The organism is Bradyrhizobium sp. Unk1, from assembly GCF_059512345.1.
This window is the reverse complement of sequence record NZ_JCAMOP010000025.1, coordinates 84,877-109,195: the sequence shown is the minus strand read 5'-3', so window position 1 is coordinate 109,195 and position 24,319 is coordinate 84,877. Positions and strand designations below refer to the sequence as shown.

General features: G+C 65.1%; 29 protein-coding genes, 2 pseudogenes and 1 riboswitch. Of the genes and pseudogenes, 14 read left to right on the top strand and 17 right to left on the bottom strand.

The genetic code is table 11. From position 1 onward, the window contains the following. Nucleotides 1-39: 39 nt before the first annotated feature. Genes AC5ZFO_RS29005 through AC5ZFO_RS28985 form a run of 5 tightly spaced genes read right to left on the bottom strand, consistent with a single transcriptional unit; the run spans nucleotide 40 to nucleotide 4,976 of the window. Nucleotides 40-891, bottom strand: coding sequence for an ABC transporter permease (locus tag AC5ZFO_RS29005; RefSeq protein WP_496122881.1), 852 nt, complete (start codon nucleotides 889-891; stop codon nucleotides 40-42). A 2-nt stretch (nucleotides 892-893) separates the two neighbouring features. After that, nucleotides 894-1,742 (bottom strand): ABC transporter ATP-binding protein, encoded by an 849-nt coding sequence (locus tag AC5ZFO_RS29000; protein ID WP_282521431.1) that lies wholly within the window; start codon nucleotides 1,740-1,742, stop codon nucleotides 894-896. Beyond that, complete coding sequence (locus tag AC5ZFO_RS28995) at nucleotides 1,739-2,785, bottom strand: ABC transporter substrate-binding protein (protein WP_282521432.1); 1,047 nt, start codon at nucleotides 2,783-2,785, stop codon at nucleotides 1,739-1,741. Before AC5ZFO_RS28995 ends, AC5ZFO_RS29000 begins: the two co-directional genes overlap by 4 nt. Nucleotides 2,786-2,823: 38 nt before the next feature. Then, the gene (locus AC5ZFO_RS28990; RefSeq protein WP_282521433.1) at nucleotides 2,824-4,044 is read right to left on the bottom strand and encodes a CaiB/BaiF CoA transferase family protein; all 1,221 of its coding nucleotides are present in this window, start codon (nucleotides 4,042-4,044) and stop codon (nucleotides 2,824-2,826) included. Next, on the bottom strand, nucleotides 4,041-4,976 hold the full coding sequence (locus AC5ZFO_RS28985) for a hydroxymethylglutaryl-CoA lyase (protein WP_282521434.1): 936 nt from the start codon (nucleotides 4,974-4,976) through the stop codon (nucleotides 4,041-4,043). The genes AC5ZFO_RS28990 and AC5ZFO_RS28985 overlap by 4 nt, the downstream gene beginning before the upstream one ends. 169 nt (nucleotides 4,977-5,145) lie before the next feature. On the opposite strand from AC5ZFO_RS28985, the gene AC5ZFO_RS28980 reads away from it, so the two are divergent. Further along, nucleotides 5,146-5,976 carry a GntR family transcriptional regulator gene (locus AC5ZFO_RS28980; RefSeq protein WP_496122880.1) on the top strand — a complete coding sequence of 277 codons (831 nt, stop codon included), beginning with the start codon at nucleotides 5,146-5,148 and terminating at the stop codon, nucleotides 5,974-5,976. Between the two features lie 48 nt (nucleotides 5,977-6,024). Here AC5ZFO_RS28980 and AC5ZFO_RS28975 read toward each other — a convergent pair whose 3' ends face one another. Further along, nucleotides 6,025-6,627: a hypothetical protein gene (locus tag AC5ZFO_RS28975; RefSeq protein ID WP_282521436.1), complete on the bottom strand. Its 603-nt coding sequence runs from the start codon at nucleotides 6,625-6,627 to the stop codon at nucleotides 6,025-6,027. Nucleotides 6,628-6,871: 244 nt separating this feature from the next. Between AC5ZFO_RS28975 and AC5ZFO_RS28970 the strand changes: the two genes are divergently transcribed. Continuing rightward, entirely contained in the window at nucleotides 6,872-7,930 is a 1,059-nt protein-coding gene (locus AC5ZFO_RS28970; protein WP_282521437.1) for a class I SAM-dependent methyltransferase, read from the top strand. A gap of 28 nt (nucleotides 7,931-7,958) precedes the next feature. Here AC5ZFO_RS28970 and AC5ZFO_RS28965 read toward each other — a convergent pair whose 3' ends face one another. Both AC5ZFO_RS28965 and AC5ZFO_RS28960 read right to left on the bottom strand, forming a co-directional pair. Continuing rightward, the gene (locus tag AC5ZFO_RS28965) at nucleotides 7,959-8,180 is read right to left on the bottom strand and encodes a VOC family protein (RefSeq protein ID WP_282521438.1); all 222 of its coding nucleotides are present in this window, start codon (nucleotides 8,178-8,180) and stop codon (nucleotides 7,959-7,961) included. Between the two features lie 13 nt (nucleotides 8,181-8,193). After that, a pseudogene (locus AC5ZFO_RS28960) lies at nucleotides 8,194-8,307 on the bottom strand (VOC family protein); the annotation flags it as partial. A 221-nt stretch (nucleotides 8,308-8,528) separates the two neighbouring features. Between AC5ZFO_RS28960 and AC5ZFO_RS28955 the strand changes: the two are divergent. After that, a pseudogene (locus AC5ZFO_RS28955) lies at nucleotides 8,529-8,678 on the top strand (enoyl-CoA hydratase/isomerase family protein); the annotation flags it as partial. Nucleotides 8,679-8,691: 13 nt separating this feature from the next. Then, complete coding sequence (locus tag AC5ZFO_RS28950) at nucleotides 8,692-9,315, top strand: enoyl-CoA hydratase/isomerase family protein (RefSeq protein ID WP_496122879.1); 624 nt, start codon at nucleotides 8,692-8,694, stop codon at nucleotides 9,313-9,315. Between the two features lie 32 nt (nucleotides 9,316-9,347). Here the strand turns inward: AC5ZFO_RS28950 and AC5ZFO_RS28945 are convergent, their stop codons facing one another. Together AC5ZFO_RS28945 and AC5ZFO_RS28940 are read right to left on the bottom strand one after the other, a co-directional pair. After that, entirely contained in the window at nucleotides 9,348-9,980 is a 633-nt protein-coding gene (locus AC5ZFO_RS28945) for a hypothetical protein (RefSeq protein WP_282521440.1), read from the bottom strand. Nucleotides 9,981-10,158: 178 nt separating this feature from the next. Continuing rightward, nucleotides 10,159-11,022 (bottom strand): DUF1194 domain-containing protein, encoded by an 864-nt coding sequence (locus AC5ZFO_RS28940; protein ID WP_282521441.1) that lies wholly within the window; start codon nucleotides 11,020-11,022, stop codon nucleotides 10,159-10,161. A gap of 263 nt (nucleotides 11,023-11,285) precedes the next feature. Continuing rightward, a riboswitch (Fluoride riboswitch) is annotated at nucleotides 11,286-11,363 on the top strand. 52 nt (nucleotides 11,364-11,415) lie between these two features. On the opposite strand from AC5ZFO_RS28940, the gene AC5ZFO_RS28935 reads away from it, so the two are divergent. From AC5ZFO_RS28935 to clpS, 5 genes are read left to right on the top strand one after another with little or no spacing between them, the layout of a single operon-like run. Next, nucleotides 11,416-12,663, top strand: a complete 1,248-nt coding sequence (locus AC5ZFO_RS28935; protein WP_282521442.1) for an MFS transporter — start codon at nucleotides 11,416-11,418, stop codon at nucleotides 12,661-12,663. Further along, nucleotides 12,638-13,072, top strand: coding sequence for a fluoride efflux transporter CrcB (gene crcB, locus AC5ZFO_RS28930; protein ID WP_306664389.1), 435 nt, complete (start codon nucleotides 12,638-12,640; stop codon nucleotides 13,070-13,072). The genes AC5ZFO_RS28935 and crcB (AC5ZFO_RS28930) overlap by 26 nt, the downstream gene beginning before the upstream one ends. A gap of 6 nt (nucleotides 13,073-13,078) precedes the next feature. Beyond that, a complete protein-coding gene (gene crcB / locus AC5ZFO_RS28925; RefSeq protein WP_282521444.1) occupies nucleotides 13,079-13,507 on the top strand; it encodes a fluoride efflux transporter CrcB in 429 nt (142 codons plus the stop codon). Between the two features lie 2 nt (nucleotides 13,508-13,509). After that, entirely contained in the window at nucleotides 13,510-13,851 is a 342-nt protein-coding gene (locus AC5ZFO_RS28920) for a DUF190 domain-containing protein (protein WP_282521445.1), read from the top strand. A 41-nt stretch (nucleotides 13,852-13,892) separates the two neighbouring features. Continuing rightward, nucleotides 13,893-14,198 (top strand): ATP-dependent Clp protease adapter ClpS, encoded by a 306-nt coding sequence (gene clpS / locus AC5ZFO_RS28915; protein ID WP_014497217.1) that lies wholly within the window; start codon nucleotides 13,893-13,895, stop codon nucleotides 14,196-14,198. A 43-nt stretch (nucleotides 14,199-14,241) separates the two neighbouring features. Here clpS and AC5ZFO_RS28910 read toward each other — a convergent pair whose 3' ends face one another. The 4 genes from AC5ZFO_RS28910 to fabI all read right to left on the bottom strand — a co-directional run bounded on the left by AC5ZFO_RS28910 (nucleotide 14,242) and on the right by fabI (nucleotide 18,132). Then, on the bottom strand, nucleotides 14,242-15,432 hold the full coding sequence (locus tag AC5ZFO_RS28910) for an adenylate/guanylate cyclase domain-containing protein (protein ID WP_282521446.1): 1,191 nt from the start codon (nucleotides 15,430-15,432) through the stop codon (nucleotides 14,242-14,244). A gap of 80 nt (nucleotides 15,433-15,512) precedes the next feature. Further along, nucleotides 15,513-16,601: a chorismate synthase gene (aroC, locus tag AC5ZFO_RS28905; protein WP_282521447.1), complete on the bottom strand. Its 1,089-nt coding sequence runs from the start codon at nucleotides 16,599-16,601 to the stop codon at nucleotides 15,513-15,515. An 89-nt stretch (nucleotides 16,602-16,690) separates the two neighbouring features. Continuing rightward, nucleotides 16,691-17,290 (bottom strand): histidine phosphatase family protein, encoded by a 600-nt coding sequence (locus AC5ZFO_RS28900; RefSeq protein WP_496122878.1) that lies wholly within the window; start codon nucleotides 17,288-17,290, stop codon nucleotides 16,691-16,693. A 14-nt stretch (nucleotides 17,291-17,304) separates the two neighbouring features. Continuing rightward, nucleotides 17,305-18,132: an enoyl-ACP reductase FabI gene (fabI, locus tag AC5ZFO_RS28895; protein WP_028148205.1), complete on the bottom strand. Its 828-nt coding sequence runs from the start codon at nucleotides 18,130-18,132 to the stop codon at nucleotides 17,305-17,307. Nucleotides 18,133-18,303: 171 nt separating this feature from the next. Here fabI and AC5ZFO_RS28890 point away from each other — a divergent pair, with 171 nt between their 5' ends. Further along, entirely contained in the window at nucleotides 18,304-18,792 is a 489-nt protein-coding gene (locus AC5ZFO_RS28890; RefSeq protein ID WP_014497222.1) for a sigma-70 family RNA polymerase sigma factor, read from the top strand. Between the two features lie 106 nt (nucleotides 18,793-18,898). Further along, on the top strand, nucleotides 18,899-19,669 hold the full coding sequence (locus tag AC5ZFO_RS28885; protein ID WP_282521449.1) for an anti-sigma factor family protein: 771 nt from the start codon (nucleotides 18,899-18,901) through the stop codon (nucleotides 19,667-19,669). Between the two features lie 432 nt (nucleotides 19,670-20,101). On the opposite strand, the gene AC5ZFO_RS28880 is transcribed toward AC5ZFO_RS28885, so the two are convergent. Beyond that, nucleotides 20,102-21,067, bottom strand: coding sequence for a DnaJ C-terminal domain-containing protein (locus AC5ZFO_RS28880; RefSeq protein WP_496122877.1), 966 nt, complete (start codon nucleotides 21,065-21,067; stop codon nucleotides 20,102-20,104). A 108-nt stretch (nucleotides 21,068-21,175) separates the two neighbouring features. After that, on the bottom strand, nucleotides 21,176-21,583 hold the full coding sequence (locus tag AC5ZFO_RS28875) for an RT0821/Lpp0805 family surface protein (protein WP_282521450.1): 408 nt from the start codon (nucleotides 21,581-21,583) through the stop codon (nucleotides 21,176-21,178). Between the two features lie 113 nt (nucleotides 21,584-21,696). On the opposite strand from AC5ZFO_RS28875, the gene pdxH reads away from it, so the two are divergent. From pdxH to AC5ZFO_RS28860, 3 genes are read left to right on the top strand one after another with little or no spacing between them, the layout of a single operon-like run. After that, nucleotides 21,697-22,338: a pyridoxamine 5'-phosphate oxidase gene (gene pdxH / locus AC5ZFO_RS28870; protein ID WP_282521451.1), complete on the top strand. Its 642-nt coding sequence runs from the start codon at nucleotides 21,697-21,699 to the stop codon at nucleotides 22,336-22,338. A 25-nt stretch (nucleotides 22,339-22,363) separates the two neighbouring features. Next, on the top strand, nucleotides 22,364-23,116 hold the full coding sequence (locus AC5ZFO_RS28865; RefSeq protein WP_282521452.1) for an SDR family NAD(P)-dependent oxidoreductase: 753 nt from the start codon (nucleotides 22,364-22,366) through the stop codon (nucleotides 23,114-23,116). 17 nt (nucleotides 23,117-23,133) lie between these two features. Further along, the gene (locus AC5ZFO_RS28860; protein ID WP_282521453.1) at nucleotides 23,134-23,904 is read left to right on the top strand and encodes a class I SAM-dependent methyltransferase; all 771 of its coding nucleotides are present in this window, start codon (nucleotides 23,134-23,136) and stop codon (nucleotides 23,902-23,904) included. 85 nt (nucleotides 23,905-23,989) lie between these two features. On the opposite strand, the gene AC5ZFO_RS28855 is transcribed toward AC5ZFO_RS28860, so the two are convergent. After that, nucleotides 23,990-24,208 carry a hypothetical protein gene (locus tag AC5ZFO_RS28855; protein ID WP_028148212.1) on the bottom strand — a complete coding sequence of 73 codons (219 nt, stop codon included), beginning with the start codon at nucleotides 24,206-24,208 and terminating at the stop codon, nucleotides 23,990-23,992. Nucleotides 24,209-24,319 lie beyond the last annotated feature (111 nt).

Below are 24,319 nucleotides of genomic sequence, written 5' to 3'. Positions count from 1 at the left end.
GCAGTACCTGCCGCTCACCGTCCGATTGCTTCCAGACTGCTATGCCGACGGCTCGAATTGCGGCTGCCATCGCAGCAGGTAGGACTGCAGCGAGCGCACCGCGATCGCCAGCAGGATTCCGACGAACATCATGACGAAGATGGCGACCATCATCTCGCTGGCGTTGGCGCGCGCCTCGGCTTCGATGATGAGCTTGCCGAGCCCGCGCTCGGCGCCGATGAACTCGCCGACGATGACGCCGATCAACGCGAAAGACACCGCCGGCAACAGCGAAGCGAACACCCAGGCCAGTGCGGAAGGGATCACCACCGTGCGCAGCACGATGAATTCGCTGGCGCCGAGCAGACGAGCGGCGGCGATCTGGCCGCGGTCGACCGCACGCGTTCCCTCGAAGGTGTTGAAGAACACCACGAAGAACACGACGAGCCAGGCAGTGGCGATCTTGGAGAGATCGCCGAGGCCGAAGATCAGGATGACGAGCGGCACCAGCGCGATGCGCGGTATCGAGTTGAGCGCCACGACATAGGGCCCGAACACGCGGGCCAGGAAGTCCGAACGTCCGAGAACCAGGCCGGCCGCTACTCCGCTCGCTGAGCCGAAAAGAAACCCCCACCAGGTGTTCTTCAGCGTGACGAGCGTGGCGAGCCACAAATTGTTGTCGTTGCCGTTGATGCAGGCGGCAAAGCCGGCGGGATCGGCAAAGCAGCCAAGCCGCAGGAAGCTCTGCCAGATCAACGACGGCTTGGCGACGAAATACGGATCGAGGATTTTCGGCACATAGGCCTTCGGCAACAGCGCCTTGCTCCATTCAAAGCCCCACTGCCAGACGACGAGAACCACCACGAGAATGGCCACTTGCCAGAACAGGACGGCGCTACGGCTGTTGGACATGATCATTCGGCCCTGGTGCGGCGGAATTCTTCGCCGAGGGAATGCCAGATGTGAGAGTAGAGGCGGCCGAATTCGGCGGTCTCGCGGATGGCCACGGGGTCGCGCGGCTGCGGGATGGCGACGTCGAAATCCTCCTTGAGCCTTCCGGGCCGGGCCGAGAGCAGGATGATGCGGCTCGCCAGCGTCAAGGCTTCGCCGAGATCGTGGGTCACGAACAGCACGGTCTGCCGCTCGCGTTCCCAGATCTCCAGCAGCGTCTTGTGCATCTCGAGCTTGGTGTGGGTGTCGAGCGCGCCGAACGGCTCGTCCATCAGCAGGATCTCGGGCTCCATGATCAGCGTGCGCATCAAGGCGACGCGCTGGCGCATGCCGCCGGACAGCATGCTGGGGAAGCTCTGTGCAAAGCCGGAGAGCCCGGCCTTCTCGACCGCCGAAGCGACGCGCCCGGCGCGCGCGGTCTTTCGCAGCCCCGCAATCTCCAGCCCATAGCCGATGTTCTGCTCCACGGTTCGCCAGGGAAACAGCGTGTCGCGCTGGAAGACATAGCCGACCCTGCGATTGACCTTGCCGGTCTCCACCATGTCCTCATCGATCAGGATGCGTCCGCCCGAGCGCGGCAAGAGCCCCGCGACCATGTTGAGGATGGTGCTCTTGCCGCAGCCGGACGGACCGAGCAGCGCGACGAACTCGCCCTGCTTGACCTCGAAGGAAACGTCATCGACCGCCACGAACTCGCGGCCGGACGCGTTGAAGCGCTTGGCGAGACCTCGCACCGCGATGCGGGTTCGCGCCTCCGCTCTCTCAACCTCGTCTCGCGCGAGCGCGAATCCCGGGCCTGGCGCAGCGATCATTTGTATGTCGCCCTCGCCGCCTGGAGGAAGCTCATGTCGACGACATCCTCGTATTTCGTCTCGGGAATATCCGTTCCCTTGCGGTACCAGGGCTTGGCGCCGCGTTCGAACGATGACTTGTCGATGACGCCGTCATAGGCCCAGGTCGACTTGTCGAAGCCGAGCTCGGCGCTGATCGCATCGGGGTCGATGCCCGAGAAATATTTCGGCGTGACCAGTGCCTGCACGTCCGCGAGCGGCGTCGCCTTCACGAAGGCCATCGCGCGGTGGATCGCGTTCACATAGGCCTGCACCATCGCCTTGTCCTGCTCGATCGTGTCCTGGAGCGTGTAGATCACGAGCACGGGCAGCGTCCCGCCGAAATCCTTCTCGAATACGCCGGGCTTGGAGGTGTCGTAGATCGTTCGGCCAAAGCCCTTCTTCTCGACCTCGACGATCCAGCTTGGCGGCGCCATGATGGCGTCGAACTGCTTGGTCTGCAGCGACGGAAACATCGTGTTGGGTCCGCCGCCGGCGACCCAGTTCACCCTGTCGCCGAGCCCGCGCGTTTCGAACACATAGGTGCCGAACACCCAGGTGCCCGACCCGATCGCGGTGGCCGCGACGATCGGCTTGGCGCCGTCAGGCCGTTTGTGCTCGGCGAGCTTCTCGACCGAATTGATACCGCCGTCGTAAAGATCCTGCCGGACCACGATATTGGCGTAGGAGCACACCATCTCGGTCGCGAGCAGGATCTTGCAGGGCTTGCCGCGCGCAGTGAGCTGGAGCGGATGGCTGGCATCGCCATGCGCGAACAGGGCTTGTCCCGCCGCCAGCGTCTGACGGCCGAACGTGCCGGCGTTGCCGGTGACGAGCTTGGAGTCGAGACCTTCGTCCCTGAAGTAACCCTTCAGCTCGGCAATCATGCCGATGGCGTAGACCGGCGACACCGGCCCGAAGGCGAGCGATACCTGCTTGGTCTCGGCGCGGAGCTGCCCGGGCAGCAGCGATGCGCCGGCCAATGTGGAGCCCGCGATCAGCGCCTGGCGCCTGGTAATGTTCATGTGCTCCTCCCTTGATTCTTGTTTGATCGATCCGGTCGTCAGGACGGCCCGGGCGCGATCCGGATGGTTCCTGCCTTTCGCAGCGTTTCGATTTCGCTCGACGAAATGCCGATCTCGCCCAGGATCTCGCGCGTCTGCTCGCCGATCTGCGGCGGATCGTAGCGGTTGGGCAGGCGGCGGCCGTCCATGGAGATCGGCAGCAGCGGCGTTTTTGCCTCGCCGCCGTCAGGCAGGTGAATGTTGGTCAGCCCGCCCGACTGGTTCAGATGCGGGTCGTCGAAGAGATCGCCGGGCTTGTTGACCGGCGCGTAGGGCAGATCGAGCTGCTCGAGGCGTGCCGCGAGATCGGCCTTGTCCCATTGCTTGAAGATCTTCGCGATCTCCGGGATCAGCCAGCCGCGATGGTCGACGCGGTCGTTGCTCGTCGCAAAGCGCGGATCGGCAAGCCAGGATTCGCGATCGAAGGCGCGGCAGAACGCTTCCCACTGCTCTTCACCGACGATGGTGACGAACAGCTTCGAGCCGTCCCTGGTGTCGAAGAGATCGTAGACCGGCCAGGGGCTGTCCTTGATCGAATAGGGAATCGAGGGCTGGCCGCTGACCACCTCGCACATCATGGCCTGCGCCATCAGGAACACGTTGTTCTCGTAGAGCGCGCTCTGGATGTAGCGGCCGCGCCCGGTGCGCTGCCGCTCGGCCAGCGCGGCCTGGATCGCGATCACGCCGAACATGCCGCCCATGATGTCGTTGACCGAGGCGCCGGCGCGCATCGGCCGGTCCGGCAGGCCGGTCATGTAGGCAAGGCCGCCCATCATTTGCACGGCCTCGTCGAGCGCGAGGCGATTCTCGTAAGGGCCGGGCAAATAGCCTTTGAGCGAGCAGTAGATCAGGCGTGGCGCAAAAGCGGAAACCGACTCGTAGTCGAGACCGATCCGCTTCAGCAGGCCGGGTCGGAAATTCTCGATCAGGACGTCGCTGCTCTCGATCAGCCGCCGCGCGACGTTCTGGCCTTCCGCCGTCGACGTATCCAGCGCGATGCTGCGCTTGTTGCGGCTGTAGGTGGCGAAGAAGCCGGCAGCCGGCCCCTTGAAATAGCGGGTGCGGTCGCCCTTGGGCGGCTCGACCTTGATCACGTCGGCGCCGAGATCGGCGAGGATCAAGCCGCAGCTCGGCCCCATCACCATCTGGCTGAACTCGATGACCCGAAGGCCGGCGAGCGGACGCAGCTCCGTTGCCGCCACGGGCGCCGTCGCCGTCATGCCGCCCTCCGCAGCACCTTGGGAATTCCGGCCTCGTGCAGGTGCCCGGTGAGATGTTGTGCCGGGATATGGCGGGCCAGAATCTCGCGCGTTTGCATCAGGCGATCGAGGTCGATGCCGGTCGAAAGTCCCATCCGTTCCAGCATGAACACGAGATCCTCGGTGACGATGTTGCCGCGGGCACCAGGCGCGAATGGACAGCCGCCAAGTCCTGATACCGCGGCGTCGAAACGCCGGATCCCGGCGTCGAGGCCGGCGACGGCATTGGCGAGGCCAGCACCGAGCGTGTCGTGCAGATGCAGCCGCAGCGTCATCTGCGATCCGACTTCGCGTGTGACAGCTTCGACGATCTGCCTGATCAGTTTCGGGGTGGCATAGCCGACGGTGTCGGCGAGTCCGATCTCGTCGGCACCGGCCTCGGCAAAGGCGCGCGCGACGCGGCACACGGCCGCTTCACTCACCTCGCCTTCCAGCGAGCAGCCGAAGGAGGTGGCGATCGCGCCCATCAGATGCGGCCGCCGGTCCGTCGGACTGGCGTCGATCGCGGCGCGGACCGCGCGAAATCCGTCGAGCTGCTCTTCAATCGAGCGGCGCACATTGGCGCGGTTGTGCGTCTCGCTGGCGGAGATGACGAAATATATGGCGTCGACACCGGCGGCGATGGCGCGCTCGGCGCCCTTCACGTTCGGCACAAGTGCACCGATGGTCGCGGTCTTGTGCTCAAGTGCGTGCGCCATCACCGCATCGACATCGGCGAATTGCGGCACGACCTTCGGCGGCACGAAGGATCCCGCGTCGATCTCGCGCATGCCGGCAGTGGCGATCGTATCGATCAGCGCGCATTTGGCTTCGGTGGGAACGAACACGTCCAGGTTTTGCAGCCCATCGCGGGGGCCGACCTCGCAAATCAGGACATCCGGCGCATGCGCCATCAGGCTCTCCCTGGCTCGATTGTATATTATTGCGTAAAAGAACAATCCGTGGGACAGTCTGTCAAGCTCAAAATCTGCGTGCATTGCAATGACCGCCTCCGACAATTCCCGACAGCCCGCTTCAAGCAAAGGCGGTTCCGAGCGCGCTGAGCACCTCGCCGGGCTGATCATGGCGCTCGCCCGACGCGAAGGCATGAAGGCTGGCGATCGCTTGATCGAACAACGGCTTGCCGATGCGCTCGATCTCTCACGCGCACCAATCCGGCTCGGCCTCAAGGCTCTGGAAGCGGCGGGGCTCGCGCGCGGCGAGCCGCATCGCGGGTTCGTGCTGGCCAAGCATCCGACCAGCGGCGCAGCCCAGCCAGCCCTCGCGGCAGTCAGGCGCAGCGAACAGGTCTATACGTCCATCGCAGGCGACGTGCTCGCAAGCCGGCTGCCGGCTGACGTCACCGAGGCGGAGCTGATGCGCCGCTATGGCCTCAGCCGGGCCGAGTTGCAGCGGCTGCTTGACCGGATCGCCGCCGAGGGCTGGATTGCACGCCTGCCGGGTTATGGCTGGCGCTTCGCGGAGACGGTCTCGAGCCCCGAAGCTCAGGCCAAGGCCATGGCGTTTCGCGCGGTGATCGAGCCTGCGGCGATCGCGCTGCACGGCTTTGCGCTGCCGCAGGAGGTGATCGCACGCTTGCGCGAGCGCCAGCTGCGCGTGTTCGAAGGCGAGCTCGAGAAGATGACGATCGGCGAGGTCTTTCTTTCCGGTTGCGAATTCCATGAGGAGATCATCCGCGGCGCCGGCAATCCCTTCTTTCTTGAATCGCTCCGGCGCGTGAATTCGATCAGACGCCTGTTCGCCTATCGCAGCTTCGCCGACCGCGACGGCATGCGGCGGCACGTGCGCGAGCATTTGCGCCTGCTCGAGGTTCTGGAAACGCGGCGTTACGCCGAAGCGGCGGAGCTGATGGCGAAGCACCTGCAACGCCCGCTGGTGGCTGGCTTGTCGTAGGCCAACGCGGCCGCGGTCAAGCGGGCGGCGAAACGCACGCGTGAGCACTCAACGACGCAAGCCGCCCAACGCCGGCGACTCGCCGGGCAGCATCGACGAATTGATGTCGCTGTCCATGCGTCCCGATTGCTGCTGGGTGAAACCGGCGCCGAACGACAGGCTGAGGTTGGAGGTCGGCTTGAACTCGACACCCGCGAAAGCGCCGTAGCCGGGCGAGGCGCTGGAGGTGAGCGGGGCGAGCGAGCTGCCGATGCCGCCATTGTATTTCAGCGTGTCGAAACCGGCAAAGAACGTGACGGGCATGCCGCCCGCGGTCTTGGTGTTGTAACCGAACTGCGTACCGTCGTAGGAGAGCGCGCTGAAATTGCCGGCCGGCGCAGGCTGGCTGAGGCCGCCGAGGCCTAGATTGCCGCGTTCGCTTCCGACGAAGAAACCGGGACGAAAATCATAGCCTGCGTTGGCATCGCCACCCTTGAAGCTCGGAAAATTGCCGTAGCCACCGGAGCTCTGGCCGGCGCTGCCGCCAAAGCCGAAAGGCCCGCCCGGGATCCAATATTGCAGGGGCGCGACCTGCGCGTGAGCCGGCGCTCCGCCGAGGCAGAACACCACGACGAGAGTTGCGAGACCGCAGGAACGTGCAAGGCTGGACATTCAGGTGACCGTCAAAGAAGTGTGAAAATTATACGCCGGGGATCACGCGAATACCAGTGACTGGTCGCGCCATCGAGTTCCAGAATGACGTTATCCTGACGTGTTGAACCTCCCGCGCGCCGGGCTGACCCACATAGAGGACGCGCAACGCGAGCCGTCACTTCGATCGTGATCGGCCGGTCCGGTTCGGCAACGCAAAATTGCGCAGACCTTTGAAAATGCCTGACATTGCATGGAGGCTGTCATGGAGGTCAATTCCGACAGGTTGAATGCCTTTATGGGCAAGATGATCACCGAGGTCGGGGCCGCGATGAACGCATCGCTGGTCCTGCTGGGCGACAAGCTCGGCCTCTACCGCGCCCTCGCCGCCAAGGGACCCATGAACTCTGCCGAACTCGCAAGCGCCACCGGAACGAACGAACGCTACGTCCGCGAGTGGCTGGCGAGCCAGGCGGCTTCTGGTTACGTCGAATACGACTCCACGTCCGGCAAGTTCTCGATGCTGCCGGAGCAGGCGATGGCGCTTGCCGATGATGACAGCCCGGTCTTCCTCGGCGCGGTCGGCAATGTCATTGCCGCGGCGTTCCTCGACGAGCCGAAAATTACGGACGCATTCAAGTCCGGCAAGGGCGTCGGCTGGAATCGTCGCAGCGAGTGTCTGTTCTGCGGCACCGCCCGGTTCTTCCGCACCGGCTACATGCATCATCTGGTGCAGGAGTGGCTGCCCGCGCTCGAAGGCGTCGTGGACAAGCTGAAGCGCGGCGCCAAGGTCGCCGATGTCGGCTGCGGGCACGGCGTCTCGACCCGGCTGATGGCGGAGGCCTTCCCGAACTCCCGCTTCTACGGCTTCGACTATCACGAAGGCTCGATCGCAGCCGCACGAAAGGCGGCCACCGAAGCGAAGCTGGGCGATCGTGTCAGCTTCGCGGTTCACTCGGCCAAGACCTATCCGGCGGAGGGCTATGATCTCGTCTGCTTCTTTGATTGCCTGCACGACATGGGCGATCCCGTCGGCGCCATCAGCCACGTGCGCGAGACCATGGCCAAGGACGGCACCTGCATGCTGGTCGAGCCGTTCGCAGGCGACCGCCTCGAAGACAATCTCAACCCGGTCGGGCGCGTCTACTATGCGGCGTCCACCATGATCTGCACGCCGGCCTCGCTCGATCAGGAGGTCGGCCTCGCGCTCGGCGCCCAAGCCGGCGAGGCAAGGCTGCGCAAGGTCGCCAGCGAAGGCGGCCTGTCGCGCTTCCGCCGCGCCGCCGAAACACCCTTCAACCTGATCCTGGAGGCCCGGATCTGATCCAACTGCGGACGCGCGGCCCGCGATGTCAGGCCGCGTCGTCCGTTCCCATACCGAACGTGAGCTGATTGCCGTCGGCATCGACGACGTCGAAATCGCGCATACGATAGTCGCGGTCCTCCGGACGGTTGAGGAGCCTGGCACCGCGTCCCGATAGTTCGGCATAGATCTGATCGACGTCCCTGACGAAGATGCAGATGCCGCCGTGCCCGGGCCGCCGCCGCAAGCAGATGCAGGCCGACCTCGTCACGGCAGAGGCAGGCGTAGGACGGAGGCTGACCGTATTCGAAGGTGACCTCGAAGCCGAGCACATCGCGGTAATAGGCGAGGCTGGCTGTGATGTCGGACACGACGAAGACGGTGGCAGAACCGGCCATCATCGGGTGTTCGTCGGTCATTGGTTCCTCCATCCGGCAAGCAATCTCCTGCACGCAGTCTAGCATGCGCGCTGGAGGTCTTGCACGGCCCAAGCCGCACCGTAAGCTGTCGCCGGGACAAGGTGGAAGCGCCGAACGACAGCGTCCCGCCGCTGTTGCCGCCGCTCGCCGCGAAATAACCGCGCCACCACCGCGATCGATGCCGCACGTTTCCCGAAAGCATGGAGAACCCGGTGACATCTGACAATCCCGTCGCCTACGAACGCGCAGGCAACATCGCCCGCATCACGTTGTGCCGCCCGCCCGTCAATGCACTGAGCCTCGAGGTCATCCGTGCGGTGGTCGCGGCCCTGCGTCGCGCGGCGAACGATCCGGAAGCGCGCGTTGTCGTGCTGGCAAGCGCGATCGCCAAGCGCTTTTCGGCCGGCCTCGTACCTCGACATTCTGCTTGGCAAATCCGGCGCCGAGATCCGCGAATTCCTCCAGGCGCTCTATATCGACCTTTACGACGCCCAGTATGGGCTCGGAAAGCCGTCGATCGCCGCGGTCGGAGGCGCGGCGCGCGGCGGCGGCATGACCATGGCGGTGTCCTGCGACGTGGTGCTGGCAGCCGAGAGCGCGACGTTCGGCTATCCCGAGATCGACGTCGGCGTCATTCCCGCGATCCACTACGCGCATCTGCCGCGCATCGTCGGACGTCACCGCGCTTTCGAGCTGCTGTTCACCGGCCGCGTCTTCACCGCCGCGGAGGCGCGCGAGCTCGGCGTGGTGAACCGCGTCGTCGACGATGCCGAACTCAACGCCGAGGTGCTGAAGCTCGCGGCGCAATTCGCCGGCAAGTCGGCCGCCGTGCTGCGGATGGGCCGCGCCGCCTTCATGCGCCAGATCGATCTCGACTACCGGCGCAGCATCGCAAGTGCCGTGGACGATTTCTGCAATGTCGCGACGTCGGACGAAGCGCAGGAGGGTTTGAGGGCGTTCGTGGAGAAGCGGGCGCCGAAATGGTGAGGGGGCCGCAGGCCGCCCAGGGCGGCTGAGGTTCAGGCCGTCTTGTCCACGGAGGACGACGAATCCGCGGGCGGATATTTCGTCACCGGCACAGTGAAGGATTTGGAGCCGACCTGGTAGATGATCTTGCCGTTTTGTCCGTTGTCGGTCGAGATCTGCGACTGCCCGAACATGATGACGTTCCTGTAGACGTAGCCGGTGCCCTGGCGGGTGATACCGTCGGTGGTGACGCTGACCGTCGCCTCTTTGCCGTTGATGGCCAGCACGCGAAAGCTCGCGCTCTTGCCGATGTCGGCAGAATAGCCGCCCCAGCTTCCCATGAGGATGCTGTCGGAACCTGGCGGCGCCTGTTTTTGCAAAGTCGCGCTCTGCTTGCCAACGGCCGAGGAGTACAGGAGCACCAGATTCTTGCCGTCCTTGGTGCCGACCGTGACGTTGCCATAGCTTATGGTTGCACCATTGACCTCGCCGATGCCGCGCTCGGTGTGCCCGTTATGGGTGTACTCGATCTGGGCCTTGGGCCCGCGGATGTTCACGACCTTGAAACCGACGGCCTGGTTGTTGCCTGCCCAATTGCCCTTCCAGTCACCTATCAGACCGCTCTGGTGATACACCCGCTCGTTGGCGGGCGAAATCTGGCTGGTGCTCGATGTGACGATGGCCATTGGATCGCTCTGCGGATTTGTCTGACAGACCCGCTTCTGTTCGCGCGCCGGACGGCGATGTCAGAACTTTATCCGGAAACAACGGGAAACGAACCGATTAGGGCCACGCAGCAGTTAACACGTGGTTAAATTCGACCGCGTGCGGGACAGGGCAAAAGGTCTCATTCGGGGTAGCGGATCAGCGCCCCCAGCGGTCCGACCAGATCTTCTCGCCGATCAAGCAGCTGACCCGTGGCTCCTTGTCGGCAACGCGCCTCACGGGGCGCTCCGGCATACGGCCGGCGACCTCCATTAGGAGTTTGGTGCGGATGGCTTCCTTGAACTTGTCGCGATCCTTGATCGTGATGACGAAGGAGCCGGGACCGCCGATGACGCAGTCCTCGTAGTAATAGTCGAGATTGTCGATATCCATGGTCGAATAGGACGGCTCCTTGACCATGATCGGCAGGCCGTTGATGACGATGCCCTTCTCGAGCGCGGCGTCGCGCGCCGTCGTGACCGGGCCGCCATTGTTGTTGGGGCCGTCACCGGAAATGTCGATCACGCGGCGCAAGCCGCGATAGGGATCCTCGTCGAACAACGGCATCGCGAACGTGATCGCGCCGGAGATCGAGGTGCGCGAGGCGCGCCGGATCGGCGTCTTCAGGATCTCGGCGGCGACCGCGTCCGCCGTCTCCGGTCCGTCAACCAGCCGCCACGGGATGATGATCTTCTGATCGCTGGAAGCGGCCCATTCGAAGTAGGTCACCGCGATCCGGCCATTCGGCCCGAGCTTCAGCGCCTGGAGGAATTCCTTCGACTGGATCGCCTGCGCATAGCCTTCGCGCTGGATCGCGAGCTCGTCCATGTCCATGGAGTAGGAGACGTCGACCGCGAGGACCAGCTCGACATCGACCGTCTGCGCGTCCCGGTCGGCCGCTAGCCGTTGTGGCGAATTCCTGCTCGGTTCAAATTTGGGCCCTGGTGCCGCGATGCCCGCGACGTCCCCTCCGGCGAGCACGCCGGCCACCAACACAGCCCCGATCGAGAACAGCATGCGCATCGCAGTCTCCCGTCGTATGACGCGATGGTGACATGCAATCGCCTTGCCGCAAAGTCCGAAGATCGCTTGCGCTTCACATTCCGGTTAGGAATTCGCGAGTTGGGAATGCGCACGTCACGCAAAGCTGCCGCCGTGTTGCCGCGCTTGCGCCACGGGGACATGCGCGATCGCTCACACCATCATTCCGGGGCGTCCCGCAGCATCGAGCCGAGGACAGACCTTCCCCGCCCACTTGTCCGGTGCGATTTCCATGCTACGCTGACCATATAGATGGGGATGGAGTCCCCCGACAACCGCCCGTCGGCCTGTGACCGTAGTGGGCTGATGACTCCTGCTCGAGGAGGGGCAATCTCAAAGCCTCGGCCTTTGGCGGGAGCATGGACAAACCCGCCGATGGCGGGTTTTTTGTTGCCTGAAGGCGAAGGTCAGGGCGTGACGACGACGACACCGAATGCTGCGCGTGCGGGGCTGCCCAGGGGGATCTGGGTGCTCGGCTTCGTCTCGATGCTGATGGACGTCTCCTCCGAGATGATCCACGCGCTGCTGCCGGTCTATCTCGTCACCGTGCTCGGGGCCTCCACGCTCACGGTCGGCTTCATCGAGGGCATTGCGGAGGCGACCGCCTCGATCACGAAGATCTTCTCCGGCGCATTGTCCGACTGGCTCGGCCGGCGCAAGCTTCTCGCGGCGCTCGGCTACGGGCTGGCCGCGCTGACAAAACCGCTGTTCCCGCTTGCGCCCAGCGTCGGTTGGCTGATTGCCGCGCGCTTCATCGACCGCGTCGGCAAGGGTATTCGCGGCGCACCGCGCGATGCGTTGATCGCCGATATCGCACCTGCGGGCCTGCGCGGCGCGAGCTTCGGCCTGCGGCAGTCGCTCGACACCATCGGCGCATTCGTCGGACCGCTCGTGGCGATCGGCCTGATGTGGTGGACGGCAGATAATTTTGCCCTCGTCTTCTGGGTAGCCGTGCTGCCGGCCTTCCTGTCTTTCGGCCTGATCGCATTCGCGGTGAGCGAGCCGGAGCCGGACCCCAGCCGGCAGCCTACGAAGAATCCGCTGAACACCTCCGCCATGCGGCAGCTCGGATCCGTGTACTGGCGCGTCGTCGCGGTCGGCGTGGTGTTCACGCTCGCGCGCTTCAGCGAGGCTTTTTTGATCCTGCGCGCGCAGAACATCGGTCTCTCGGCGATGTGGGTGCCGGCGGTGCTGGTGCTGATGAACGTGGTCTACGCCCTGTCGGCCTATCCGGCCGGCGTGCTGTCGGACCGGATCAACCGGACCGGGCTGCTCGCGCTCGGCCTCGTCTTCCTCGCGGCCGCCGACCTCGCGCTCGCGCTGCTGCCGAGCCTTGCGGGCCTCGCGCTCGGCGTCGTGCTGTGGGGGCTGCACATGGGATTGACCCAAGGCCTGCTGTCGGCCCTCGTCGCCGACGCCGCGCCGCCAAGCCTGCGCGGCACCGCATTCGGTTATTTCAACCTGTTCACCGGGCTTGCCTTGCTGGCCGCAAGCGTGATCGCCGGCGCGCTGTGGGATGCCTACGGTCCGGCGGGCACGTTTTTGGCGGGGCTCGGCTTCGCGCTGGTCGCGCTCGTAGGGCTGCTCGCCGTCGGCGATGGTCTGGCAACGGAGGACAAATGATGATGGAGGGGTGTTCGTCGTGTTGAGCGGAGTGATCGCAATCGTGGTCGGCAGCGTTCTCGGCGGCTGCGCGCGCTATTTCGTCTCGGGCGCGATCGCGCGGCGGCTGGGCGAGACCTTTCCCTGGGGCACCATGACCATCAACATCACCGGCGCCTTCCTGATCGGCATTTTCGGCGCGTTGGCAACCCATCCCGGCTCGGTCTTCGCCGCGCCCAATCCATGGCTGTTCGCGGTGACCGGGTTCCTCGGCTGCTACACCACGGTGTCCTCGTTCAGCCTGCAAACGCTGACCTTGGCGCGCAACGGCGAGCCACTGCATGCGCTCGGCAATGTCGCGCTCTCGGTCGGACTTTGCCTTGCCGCCGTCAGTTTCGGATTTGTCCTCGCTGACGGTCTTGGAGGCTAGAAGCGGATGGCCGTTCCCTCCTCCACCGACCGCTGGCGCAGCGCAATGCTCTATGCCTGGGTTTCCTTCGGCAGCGTCCTTGGCGGCCTCGCGCGCTATTTCGTCTCCCTCGTGCTCGACACCGGCCCGGGCTTCCCCGTCGCGACGCTGTTCATCAATGCCACGGGATCGCTGATCATCGGCTTCTACGCGACGCTGACCGGTCCCGACGGCCGCGTGCTGGCGCGGCCCGAGCACCGGCAATTCGTCATGACCGGGTTTTGCGGCGGCTACACCACCTTCTCGGCCTTCAGCCTGGAGACCTTCCGCCTGTTCCACGGCGGCATGAAATACACGGCACTCGCCTATATCGCGGCATCCGTCATCTGCTGGCTGGTGTCCGTGTGGCTCGGCCATATGATGGCAAGCCGCTACAACCGCTTGACGAGGAGCTGACCATGCAAATCCCCAATCAGGCTGTTTCGCTCCGGATCTTCATCGGCGAGAGCGACCATTTCGACGGCAAGCCGCTTTATGAAGCGATCGTGACGACGGCGCGCGAGCGGCATCTCGCGGGCGCCACCGTGCTGCGCGGCCCGATGGGGTTCGGCAAGTCGAGCCGGCTGCACACCTCGAAGATCCTGCGGCTGTCGGAAGACCTGCCGCTGCTGATCGAGATCGTCGACAGCGAGGACAGCATCAACGCATTCCTGCCCATCCTGGATGGCATGATGTCGAGCGGCCTGATCACCTTGGAGAAGGTGCAGGTCCTGCAATATGGTGAGAGAGCCGCACACTGAGCACCGCGGCTGAACCGAGCCCGCCGTTTCCGGGAGGCGGAATGAACGACACCGTTACCAAGCCGAAAACTAGGACGAAGACCAAGGTCGAGCGGCCCAAGCTGCACAAGGTCATCCTAATCAACGACGACTTCACGCCGCGCGAATTCGTCACGATGATCCTCAAGGCCGAGTTCCGCATGACGGAGGATCAGGCCTACAAGGTCATGATCACCGCGCACAAGCTGGGCGCCTGCGTGGTCGCCGTGTTCACCAGGGACGTCGCCGAAACCAAGGCCACCCGCGCCACCGACGCCGGCCGCGCCAAGGGCTATCCCCTGCTGTTCACGACGGAGCCCGAGGAATAGGGCTTCATGTTGCGACGATGGATGATCTTGATCTCATCGCGCATCAGGCCATCACCACCGGCGTCTCTTCGGCGAGCCCGTACACGCGCTGTGCCTTCGAAAACCCCGCAATCGGAAATTCGCCGAGCTCGCGCCAGTCATGGCGGCAGGCGTTCGCGAAGACTTCCGAGACCACGACGGTGCGGCCGAGGCGGCCCGTGATCTTCTCCAGCCGTGCCGCGAGATTGACGGCTGGGCCGATGCAGGTGAAATCGAGCCGGTTACCGCCGCCGATATTGCCGTAGAGGATGTTGCCGACGTGGAGTGCGACGCCGAAACGGAAGCGCTCGACGACGTCGCCGACCGGAAAGGCGAGCGCCTCGACGCTGGCGCGGGATTCGCGCGCGGCCTCCAGCACGCGAGTGCAGACATGCGCAGCATCGCCGATATATTCGTCGATCGGGAACACCGCAAGCAGGCCGTCGCCCATGAATTTCAGGACCTCGCCGCCATGGCCCCGGATCGCGGCGACCTGGCAGTCGAAATAGTGGTTGAGGATCTCGACCACGGTCTCGGCCGGCAGCCGGTCCGACAATGCGGTGAAGCCGCGCAGATCCGAGAGCCAGATCGCGGCCTGCATGGTGTCGTTGTGGCCGCGGCGGATCTGGCCGCCGAGGATGCGCGCGCCGGCACGGTTGCCGACATAGGTGTCGAGCAGCATCTCGGCGGTGCGGCGCAGGCTGATGATCTCGGCGACGCGCGCGAGCGGTGTCACGATGGAGCGGATTGCCGCGATGTCGTCGTCGCTGAAGCCGCCGGGATGCCGCGTGACCCAGCTCGTCGCGTGGATCGAGCCGTCGAGATAGTGCATCGGCATCGCGAGGTAGTCGGTCACGCCTTCGGCGCGCATGTCGTCGAGGAACGGAAACCGCTTGCTGTCCGGATCGTCCATTCGTCCCCGGACCTCCAGCCCCTCCTCGAACACGATCCGGAGCGGGCTCCGGGCGAATTCGGGCGTGTCCAGGATTTCGAAATCGACGGTGCCGATCTCGACCTTCTGGCCCTGGCGCCAGATGAAGTTGCGGCCGAAGATTTCCGGATGCAGCGTGCGAATGAAGATGCCGAACCGCGACAGCGGCAGGCCGGCCGCGACCAGATGCTCGCAGACCTCGGCGATCATCTCGGAAGGGGTCCCGGACGACCTCGCACCGTCGATCAGCCAGTTGGTGATGCGCTGGATCTCGGAGTTTTGCATGTCCGCATTTGCGGACGAAGTCTTGGGGACGTCAAGCTGCGCGGTGGGCCAGTACCGCGACACGAACGCCCTGCTCGGAGCTAGCGCCCCACCTGCCCGCGATCCCGAATGAAATGATCGGCCAACACGCAGGCCATCATGGCCTCACCGACGGGCACGGCGCGGATGCCGACGCAGGGGTCGTGGCGGCCCTTGGTGAAGATCTCGGCGTCGGCGCCCTTGCGATCGACAGTGAGGCGCGGCTGGAGGATCGACGAGGTCGGCTTCACCGCGAAGCGCACCACCACCGGCTGTCCGGTGGAGATGCCGCCCAGAACGCCGCCGGCATGGTTGGAGAGGAAGCGCGTGCCATCATTGCCGGTGCGCATCTCGTCGGCGTTCTCTTCGCCGGTGAGTTCGGCCGCGCCAAAGCCGGCACCGATCTCGACGCCCTTCACGGCGTTGATGGTCATCATCGCACCCGCGAGATCAGAATCGAATTTTGCGTAGATCGGCGCGCCGAGGCCTGCCGGCACGCCTTCGGCGACGACCTCGATCACCGCGCCGATCGACGAGCCGCTCTTGCGGATGCCGTCGAGATAGGTCTCGAAGAACGCGGCCTTGTCCTTGTCCGGACAGAAGAACGGATTTTTCGCAATCTCGTCCCAGTCCCATTTGTCGCGGTCGATCTTGTGCGGACCGATCTGCACCAGCGCGCCGCGCACCTTCACATCGGGCAGCACTTTTCGCGCGATCGCGCCCGCAGCGACGCGCATCGCGGTCTCGCGCGCCGAGGAGCGGCCGCCGCCGCGATAGTCGCGCAGGCCGTATTTGGCCTCATAGGTGAAGTCGGCGTGGCCGGGCCGAAACTTGTCCTTGATCTCGGAATAGTCCTTCGAGCGCTGGTCGGTGTTCTCGATCAGCAGGCCGATCGGGGTGCCCGTCGTCACCTGCACGCCGGTCTCCGGATGCGCCATCACCCCGGACAGGATTTTGACCTGGTCCGGCTCCTGGCGCTGGGTGGTGAAGCGCGATTGACCCGGCCGGCGGCGGTCGAGATCCTGCTGGATATCGGCCTCGGTGAGCGGGATCATGGGCGGACAGCCGTCGACCACGCAGCCGATCGCCACCCCATGGCTCTCGCCGAAGGTGGTGACGCGGAACATGTGGCCAAAGGTGTTGAAGGACATCGCTGCTCGCTGGGTCGGTTCCGGCGTGTGGTAACGCGCGGGGGGCCGGGGGTCAAACCCATAGCCACCGTGAATGACGGCGAACCGGCTTAACTAAACTTCTCCAGCCACCCGTCGCGGAAGACGTAGACCGCGCCCTGCTCGATATAGAGCTCGGCCGCGCTGGCGGGCGTCTCAAGGCCGAGCGAAACCATCAGGGCCCGGCAAGTTCCGCCATGGGCGACCGCGACGGTATCGGTCCGGAGCTGGTCGTACCAGGCCCGCACGCGGACCTGCACATCGGCGTAGGTCTCCCCGCCCGCGGGGCCGACCGTCCATTTGTCGGCGAGGCGCCTGGCATAGACGTCCGGATCGGCCGCCTCGCTCTCGGCCAGCGTCAGCCCTTCCCAGCTGCCGTAGCCGATCTCGCGCAGGCGATCGTCGAGCGCGTAGTCCGCCGGCGGCAGTTCGAGTTTGCCGCGCGCGAGTTCCATGGTCTGGCGTGCACGCCCGAGCGGGCTCGACACGTAGGGTAACGTTGCCTTGTCCTTGCCGTCGCGCTTGAAGAGATCCGCCAGCACGCCGCCGGCCTGCACGGCCTGACCGCGTCCACGCGCGTTCAGCGGAACGTCCTTGGTGCCCTGAAGCCTCCCGAGCGCATTCCACTCGGTCTCACCGTGGCGAAGATAATAGATCGTGGGCACGGGCATTCCAGATTTATAAGCTAGTCCTTGCCGCCGAACGAGATGTCCGGCGCGTCCGGGCGCTTCATGCCGAGCACGTGATAGCCGGAATCGACGTGATGCACCTCGCCGGTGACGCCGCGCGCGAGATCGGAGAGGAAATACAGCGCGCTGCCGCCGACGTCTTCGATCGATACGTTGCGCCGCATCGGCGCGTTGTTCTCGTTCCACTTCAGGATATAGCGGAAGTCGCCGATGCCGGACGCCGCGAGCGTCTTGATCGGGCCCGCCGAGATCGCGTTGACGCGGATGTTCTTCTCGCCGAGATCGGCGGCGAGATAGCGCACGCTGGCCTCCAGCGCCGCCTTCGCCACGCCCATCACGTTGTAATGCGGCATCCACTTCTCGGCGCCGTAATAGCTGAGCGTGATGAGCGAACCGCCATCGGTCATCAGCTTCTCGGCGCGCTGTGCCACGGCCGTGAACGAGTAGCAGGAGATCAGCATCGACTTGGAGAAATTCTCCGGCGTGGTGTCGACGTAGCGGCCGTCGAGCTGCTCGCCGTAGGCGATCGCATGCACCAGGAAGTCGATCTTGCCCCACTTCTCCTTCAGCACTGCGAAGGCGGCGTCGATGGTCGCGGCATCAGTGACGTCGCAATGGCCGAGCACGAGGCCGCCGATCTCGGCGGCGAGCGGCTCGACGCGCTTCTTGAGCGCATCGCCCTGATAGGTGAAGGCGAGCTCGGCGCCGGCTGCGTGGCATGCCTTGGCGATGCCCCAGGCGATCGAGCGGTTGTTGGCAAGGCCGAGGATCACCCCGCGCTTGCCCTGCATCAGTCCCTGCATCAGACCTGAATCCTGCGACATTTTTGAGCGTCCCGTCGAGCTCTCGTTGAGGTCTGGAGGTACACCAGCCCTCCCCTGCGGTACAGTCCTAATACGCGGCGTTAACGCTGTTTCGAGCGCCGGAATAGCCGTTCCGTTCGGGTGTTATGATGATTGAGGCGCTCGCGCCGGACACCAGGACGTCAAGACGGCATGAGTGCGTTTCGCCAGAGTGTGGAAGCCATGATCCCGGCGTTGCGCCGCTACGCCCGCGCGCTCACGCGCGATGCGGATGCGGCCGACGACCTGGTGCAGGATACGCTGGTGCGGGCGCTGCGTTCGGAGCGCCTGTTCCTCGGCGGCGATGTCAGGAGCTGGCTCTATACGATCCTGACCAACCTCAACAAGAACCGGCGGCGCTCGCTGGCAAGACGCCCGCAATTCACGCAGCTGACGGAGAACAATCCGGATGCCAGCGGGACCGAGGCCGAAGGGCGCGACATCGAGAAGGCGCTGGCGACGCTGGTCGAGGAGCAGCGCTCGGTGCTTCTGCTGGTGATGCTGGAGGGCATGAGCTACCGCGAGGTCGCCGACATCCAGGGCGTGCCGATCGGCACCGTGATGTCGCGCCTGGCGCGGGCGAGAGCCCACGTCAAAGCCTCGCTGGAAGGTGAGCGCCCAGCGCTCAAGCGGGTGAAATGATGGCAGGGTTGATGCATCGCGCAGATCGCTTCCGCTGCATGGAGTGGGAAGCAACGCAGTTGAACCGCGTAAGATTTTTTGGGCCGCAGAGCCAGAGACGATCGATATGAACGACCACAGGATTCCAGTGACCGAGGACGAACTGCACGCCTATGTCGACGGCGAGCTGCCGGCCGAGCGCCGCGCCGACGTCGAGGCCTGGCTTGCCGCGCACCCTGAGGATGCCGAGCGCGTGCAGTCCTGGCAGACCATGGCCGAGATGCTGCACGCCCGCTATGACGGCGTCGCGCAGGAGCCGGTGCCGGCCCGGCTGGAGCTCGAGCGGCTGGAGCGCCGTCCCCGGCAATGGTTTTATGGCGCCGCGGCGGCTGTGCTGGTCGCCTTCGTGGCCGGCGGCACCGCCGGCTGGGTGGCGCATGGCGCCGCCAGCGCTCCCTCGACCTTCCAGAGCTTCACGGCGGACGCGCTTGACGCCCACCGTCTCTATGTCGTCGAGGTTCGCCACCCCGTCGAGGTCGGCGGCAACGAGCGCGACCATCTCCAGGCCTGGCTGACCAGGCGCTGCGGCTGGACCGTGTTCGCGCCGAACCTGGAGGCGAGCGGGCTGAAGCTCGTCGGCGGCCGGCTCTTGCCGGGGCCGAACGGTCCGGCGTCGTTCCTGATGTATGAGGGCGCCTCGGGCGAGCGGTACACGATCTACACCGCCAAGACCGAGAACGGCGCGACTCAGATGCGCTACGCCAAGGCCGACAAGGACGGCGCGCTGTTCTGGGCCGAGCGCGGCGTCGGCTACGTCGTCAGCGGCGGCAGCGATCGCGATCGCCTGACCAAGGTCGCGCAGGCGGTCTACGACCAGGCCGAGAAAAACGGTACCTGAGCAACCGCTTGAAAGCGGTGCCTCGATTCCGACATTGAAAATTTGGAATCAAGACATGGGTGCGTCTCATTATCGCACCGGATGCTCACGAGAAAATGAGTAGCGTTCGATCCGCCGATCGACGCGGGCGGCCTCGATTGGGGTTTTTGGTACCGCGCTGGTCCCCCTCTCGAGGCCGCACCTATTTATCGACTGCCCCGCCGGACAGCCGACACGTCGAACCACATGAGCCGAGCGGCGTTATCACGCCTCAGGCATATGACGAGCATCATCTGTTGAGAGATGCTCTGGTCCTTTGGGAGACCCCCTTCAGTTGCGATCTCGCCCTAAAGCGCGATGGCTCGCGCTTCAGCAATTTTCTCTGCGCATGATCTTTTCGGAGAACGGCTGAACGCCTCGCGCTCACGCGGCCCTCCGGGTCCGGATCATGCTTTAGCCAAGCCCGCTACGTGGATTGTAGGGGTGTTGGTCCCGCCACTTCTCCATCAATGCCTCAAGCTCGGCGTCGTTCCCGTCCGGTAGCATAATCCTGATGGTGACGAAGAGATCCCCGGTTCCGCCAGTTTTTGGCAATCCCTTGCCCTTGAGGCGGAAGGTCCGGCCGCTGGAGGTGTTTTTCGGGACCGACAGTTCCACGGCATTGCCGAGGGTCGGCACGCGGACCTTGCCGCCGAGCACCGCCTCGTAGAGCGTGACCGGCAGGTCGATCCTGAGGTCGGCACCCTCGATCTTGAAGAACGGGTGTGGCGCGATGCTGATCGTGATCAGGAGATCGCCCGGCGGATGGCCCCGAGCGCTCTCGCCCTGCCCCCGCAACCGGATCTGCTGGCCCTCGGTGACGCCGGCCGGAATCTTGACGTTGAGCTCCTTGCCCGTCGGCAGCCGGACGCGCTTCTCGCCACCCTTGACCGATTCTTCCAGCGAGACGGACATGGCGACATTGACGTCGAGATCGAGGCCGATCCCGCCGGTGTCGAATTCGAACTGCCCGGCGCCGCCGGCCCCGGGCCGCGCACCACGCGTCCCGCCGCCGAACATGCTGTTGAGGATGTCCTCGAACGCGCCGCCGCCCTGACCAGGGCCCGCGCCGCCACTGCGGAACGTATAGCTTTCGAACCCGCCGGGACCCGCACGGCCGCGCGGCCCGCCGCCACCCGGAAAACCCTGGAAGCGCGGCTTGCCGTCGGCGTCGATCTCGCCGCGGTCGAACTGCTTGCGCTTGTCCTCGTCGCCGATGATCTCGTTCGCCGAATTGATCTCGGAGAAGCGCTCGGCGGCCTTGGGGTCATCCTTGTTGCTGTCGGGATGGTGCTTCTTGGCAAGCTTGCGATAGGCGCTCTTGATCGCGGCAGCGTTGGCGCTCCGCGGCACCCCCAAGACCTCATAGGGGTCGCGCATCCGTCACGTCTCCTTCAGGAAATCGAATTGTTCAAAGGGCTCCCCGCCCCATCTGCTGGTCATGTGGGAGGCGAGTGGCATTTTTGCAACTAGCCGCAGAGCCGATTCCTAGCTCCGCCACGGCTTTAGCGTATGAATCTCCCAACGGCCACGGCTGCTTTGGCAGCCGGCGCCCTGGAGCCAGCTTTCGGTGCTGCCATTGACGTAGCTCGCCAGGAAGTCCCGGCACTTGCGGCCGTCCTCGGCGGCGTAGGACTGCGCGATCGGCGTCACCGAGCCGCGCGCTCCGGTTTCCGGGTTCTCCCAGTGCTGGCTGGAATCCTTGTCGCCCTTGCTCAGCACGTCGGAGGCGGCGTTACGGGCGAAGGCAAGATCGGTGTCGGTCGGCGGGGCTTCCTTTGCCGACCGCGCGATCGAGCCGGTCAGGTCGCTGTCGTCGGCCTTGGCGTAGGCGCTGGTGTCGTTGCGGGAAAAGCTGCAGCCGCCGGAGCCGAACCCGATCAGAATCATTGTCATGACAAAGCCGGACGGCCGGATCGCCGATAGGCCAACGCGTCCCCATGCCCTATATAGGGCGGTAGCGGACAACAACGCGTTTTGGGCCGCGGGACGCAATTCGGACTCCGGACATGACCGACACGACCTCGATGAAACACCAGACACCCTTAACATCCGGTGATTTCACCGCCGCCGACGAGCCATTTGCGCTGTTCGAGGCCTGGCTGAACGAGGCGATCAAGAGCGAGCCGAACGATCCGAACGCCATGGCGCTCGCAACCGTCGATCCCGACGGACTGCCTGACGTGCGCATGGTCCTGATGAAGGGCTTCGATGCCGACGGTTTCGTCTTCTACAGCCACATCGCGAGCCAGAAGGGCCGCGAAATCGCCGCAAATCCTAAGGCGGCGTTACTTTTTCACTGGAAGTCGCTGCGCCGTCAGGTCCGCATCCGCGGCAACGTGACGCCGGTGACCGACGCCGAGGCCGACGCTTACTTCGCCACCCGCCCCAAGCAGGCGCAGATCGGCGCCTGGGCGAGCAAGCAGTCCGAGGCGCTGGAAAGCCGCTTCGCCTTCGAACAAGCCATCGCCAAAGTCGCGGCCAAGCACATCATCGGCGAGGTGCCGCGGCCGCCGGGCTGGAGCGGCTGGCGCATCACGCCCTCGCGTATCGAGTTCTGGCACGACCGCCCGTTCCGCCTGCACGACCGTATCGAATTTCGCCGTGACGCGGCCGGCCAGCCATGGTCCAAGACGCGGATGTATCCCTGAGCTCAGGCCGACCTGAAAGATGTCCATGCCGCATTCGTCCAATGCGCCGCGCCGCACGCTGCTCCTGACCGGAGCGAGCCGCGGCATCGGCCACGCCACCGTGATCCGCTTCTCGTCGGCGGGCTGGCGCGTCATCACCTGCTCGCGGCATCCCTTCCCCGAGGACTGCCCGTGGGACGCCGGCCCCGAGGATCACATCCAGGTCGACCTCGGCAACCCCCAGGACACCGCGCGCGCGATCACCGACATCCGCAACCGGCTCGAAGGCGGCATGCTGCATGCACTCGTCAACAACGCCGCGATCTCGCCGAAGGGTCCGGGCGGCTCGCGGCTTGGCTCGGTCGACACCGACCTCGATACCTGGACGCACGTCTTCCACGTCAATTTCTTTGCGCCGATCATGATCGCGCGGGGATTGATCGAGGAGTTGAAGGCGGCCAGGGGCTCGGTCGTGAACGTCACCTCGATCGCGGGCTCGCGCGTGCACCCCTTCGCGGGCGCCGCCTATGCCACATCGAAAGCTGCGCTTGCATCCCTGACGCGCGAGATGGCCTCCGATTTCGGCCGGGTCGGCGTCCGCGTCAACGCGATCGCGCCGGGCGAGATCGACACCTCGATCCTGTCACCGGGCACCGAGAAGATCGTCGACCAGCAGATCCCGATGCACCGGCTCGGCACGCCGGACGAGGTCGCCAAGATCATCTACGTGCTGTGCACGGACACCAGCTCCTACGTCAACGGCGCCGAGATCCACATCAACGGCGGCCAGCACGTGTAAGGCCAGGCAGGCGAAGCATGGGCCGGTTCGCGAGCACTGCCTCACTCTACGAGCATTTGCGGCCGCCCTACCCGAGCGAATTCTTTCACAGCGTCGCGCACAAGCTTGGTCTCACCAAACAGGGCAGCCTGATAGACCTCGGCACCGGACCCGGACTCCTGGCGCTCGGCTTCGGCCCCTATGTCGGCCGCGTTGTCGGCGTCGATCCCGAGCCCGAGATGATCGAGGCGGCGCGACGCGCCGCAGCGGGCGCAGGGCGGTATATCACGCTGATCGAGGGCAAGGCCGAAACGCTTGCTCCCGACATCGGCAGCTTCGATCTCGTGACGATCGGGCGCGCCCTGCATTGGATGGATCGCGACCTGACGCTTGCACTGCTCGACCGGCTGGTCGCGCACGACGGCGCAATTGCCATCTGCGCCTCATTCTCGGCCACCGACGGCCGCAACCCGTGGCTTGACGGCTACAATGAAGCGCGCCGCCGATGGTCACCGGCCAAGCTGTGGGAGGAGGCCGGTCGGGGCACGCGGACTCACCGCGACCTCCCAGCATTCTTTCGCGGCAGTTCGTTTCAGCCCGCTGAACTCGTCTCAATCGAGACCAGCCATCTGGTCGGCCTGCACGACTTGGCGGAACGCACGCTCACCTACTCGTCGTCATCGCCGGAAGCGCTTGGCGAAAATGCCGACGCGATGCTGCGCGATGTCGGGCAGCATCTCGCTCCCTTCAGTCGCGACGGCGCCATCGCCGAGACCGTCGTCTCGACGGCCCAGATCGTGAAGCGCTAGATGATTTTCCCGCTCGAAGGGCGGGAAGCAAGGCGATCCAGACAACGCCGCCGCAGGACCTGGATCGCCTTTACCCTTCCGTTCCTCAATCGACTCGAATCCGACGCGACCGATCGCGCAGCCGCGGAGCGGCCGTGCTGAACGCAGTCGAGCAGTCGTCGTCGTTCTCACCATCGAGCAGCGGAGCACCACAGTGCCGGCACATGCGTGCCGACATCGACGACGCCTTGCCGCTCGCCAGGACCTGACGGTAATTCGCCAGATCGATGACGTTGCGGGGCGACGTTATGTGTTTTTCAACCATGGCTGTTCCTCGCGGCTAACATGCTGCTTATCGCAGACAAGTTTCGCGCAAACGTTCAGCCCACTGCTCAAATTTTACCGGAGGAATTGGGGCGGCGGGCACACATCACCG

What these genes read in the sequence shown, in the direction of transcription:
- AC5ZFO_RS29005 (WP_496122881.1), bottom strand. Translation starts at nt 891, where the DNA reads ATGTCCAACAGCCGTAGCGCCGTCCTGTTCTGGCAAGTGGCCATTCTC.
- AC5ZFO_RS29000 (WP_282521431.1), bottom strand. Translation starts at nt 1,742, where the DNA reads ATGATCGCTGCGCCAGGCCCGGGATTCGCGCTCGCGCGAGACGAGGTT.
- AC5ZFO_RS28995 (WP_282521432.1), bottom strand. Translation starts at nt 2,785, where the DNA reads ATGAACATTACCAGGCGCCAGGCGCTGATCGCGGGCTCCACATTGGCC.
- AC5ZFO_RS28990 (WP_282521433.1), bottom strand. Translation starts at nt 4,044, where the DNA reads ATGACGGCGACGGCGCCCGTGGCGGCAACGGAGCTGCGTCCGCTCGCC.
- AC5ZFO_RS28985 (WP_282521434.1), bottom strand. Translation starts at nt 4,976, where the DNA reads ATGGCGCATGCGCCGGATGTCCTGATTTGCGAGGTCGGCCCCCGCGAT.
- AC5ZFO_RS28980 (WP_496122880.1), top strand. Translation starts at nt 5,146, where the DNA reads ATGGCGCTCGCCCGACGCGAAGGCATGAAGGCTGGCGATCGCTTGATC.
- AC5ZFO_RS28975 (WP_282521436.1), bottom strand. Translation starts at nt 6,627, where the DNA reads ATGTCCAGCCTTGCACGTTCCTGCGGTCTCGCAACTCTCGTCGTGGTG.
- AC5ZFO_RS28970 (WP_282521437.1), top strand. Translation starts at nt 6,872, where the DNA reads ATGGAGGTCAATTCCGACAGGTTGAATGCCTTTATGGGCAAGATGATC.
- AC5ZFO_RS28945 (WP_282521440.1), bottom strand. Translation starts at nt 9,980, where the DNA reads ATGGCCATCGTCACATCGAGCACCAGCCAGATTTCGCCCGCCAACGAG.
- AC5ZFO_RS28940 (WP_282521441.1), bottom strand. Translation starts at nt 11,022, where the DNA reads ATGCGCATGCTGTTCTCGATCGGGGCTGTGTTGGTGGCCGGCGTGCTC.
- AC5ZFO_RS28935 (WP_282521442.1), top strand. Translation starts at nt 11,416, where the DNA reads ATGGCGGGTTTTTTGTTGCCTGAAGGCGAAGGTCAGGGCGTGACGACG.
- crcB (WP_306664389.1), top strand. Translation starts at nt 12,638, where the DNA reads ATGGTCTGGCAACGGAGGACAAATGATGATGGAGGGGTGTTCGTCGTG.
- crcB (WP_282521444.1), top strand. Translation starts at nt 13,079, where the DNA reads ATGGCCGTTCCCTCCTCCACCGACCGCTGGCGCAGCGCAATGCTCTAT.
- AC5ZFO_RS28920 (WP_282521445.1), top strand. Translation starts at nt 13,510, where the DNA reads ATGCAAATCCCCAATCAGGCTGTTTCGCTCCGGATCTTCATCGGCGAG.
- clpS (WP_014497217.1), top strand. Translation starts at nt 13,893, where the DNA reads ATGAACGACACCGTTACCAAGCCGAAAACTAGGACGAAGACCAAGGTC.
- AC5ZFO_RS28910 (WP_282521446.1), bottom strand. Translation starts at nt 15,432, where the DNA reads ATGCAAAACTCCGAGATCCAGCGCATCACCAACTGGCTGATCGACGGT.
- aroC (WP_282521447.1), bottom strand. Translation starts at nt 16,601, where the DNA reads ATGTCCTTCAACACCTTTGGCCACATGTTCCGCGTCACCACCTTCGGC.
- AC5ZFO_RS28900 (WP_496122878.1), bottom strand. Translation starts at nt 17,290, where the DNA reads ATGCCCGTGCCCACGATCTATTATCTTCGCCACGGTGAGACCGAGTGG.
- fabI (WP_028148205.1), bottom strand. Translation starts at nt 18,132, where the DNA reads ATGTCGCAGGATTCAGGTCTGATGCAGGGACTGATGCAGGGCAAGCGC.
- AC5ZFO_RS28890 (WP_014497222.1), top strand. Translation starts at nt 18,304, where the DNA reads ATGAGTGCGTTTCGCCAGAGTGTGGAAGCCATGATCCCGGCGTTGCGC.
- AC5ZFO_RS28885 (WP_282521449.1), top strand. Translation starts at nt 18,899, where the DNA reads ATGAACGACCACAGGATTCCAGTGACCGAGGACGAACTGCACGCCTAT.
- AC5ZFO_RS28880 (WP_496122877.1), bottom strand. Translation starts at nt 21,067, where the DNA reads ATGCGCGACCCCTATGAGGTCTTGGGGGTGCCGCGGAGCGCCAACGCT.
- AC5ZFO_RS28875 (WP_282521450.1), bottom strand. Translation starts at nt 21,583, where the DNA reads ATGACAATGATTCTGATCGGGTTCGGCTCCGGCGGCTGCAGCTTTTCC.
- pdxH (WP_282521451.1), top strand. Translation starts at nt 21,697, where the DNA reads ATGACCGACACGACCTCGATGAAACACCAGACACCCTTAACATCCGGT.
- AC5ZFO_RS28865 (WP_282521452.1), top strand. Translation starts at nt 22,364, where the DNA reads ATGCCGCATTCGTCCAATGCGCCGCGCCGCACGCTGCTCCTGACCGGA.
- AC5ZFO_RS28860 (WP_282521453.1), top strand. Translation starts at nt 23,134, where the DNA reads ATGGGCCGGTTCGCGAGCACTGCCTCACTCTACGAGCATTTGCGGCCG.
- AC5ZFO_RS28855 (WP_028148212.1), bottom strand. Translation starts at nt 24,208, where the DNA reads ATGGTTGAAAAACACATAACGTCGCCCCGCAACGTCATCGATCTGGCG.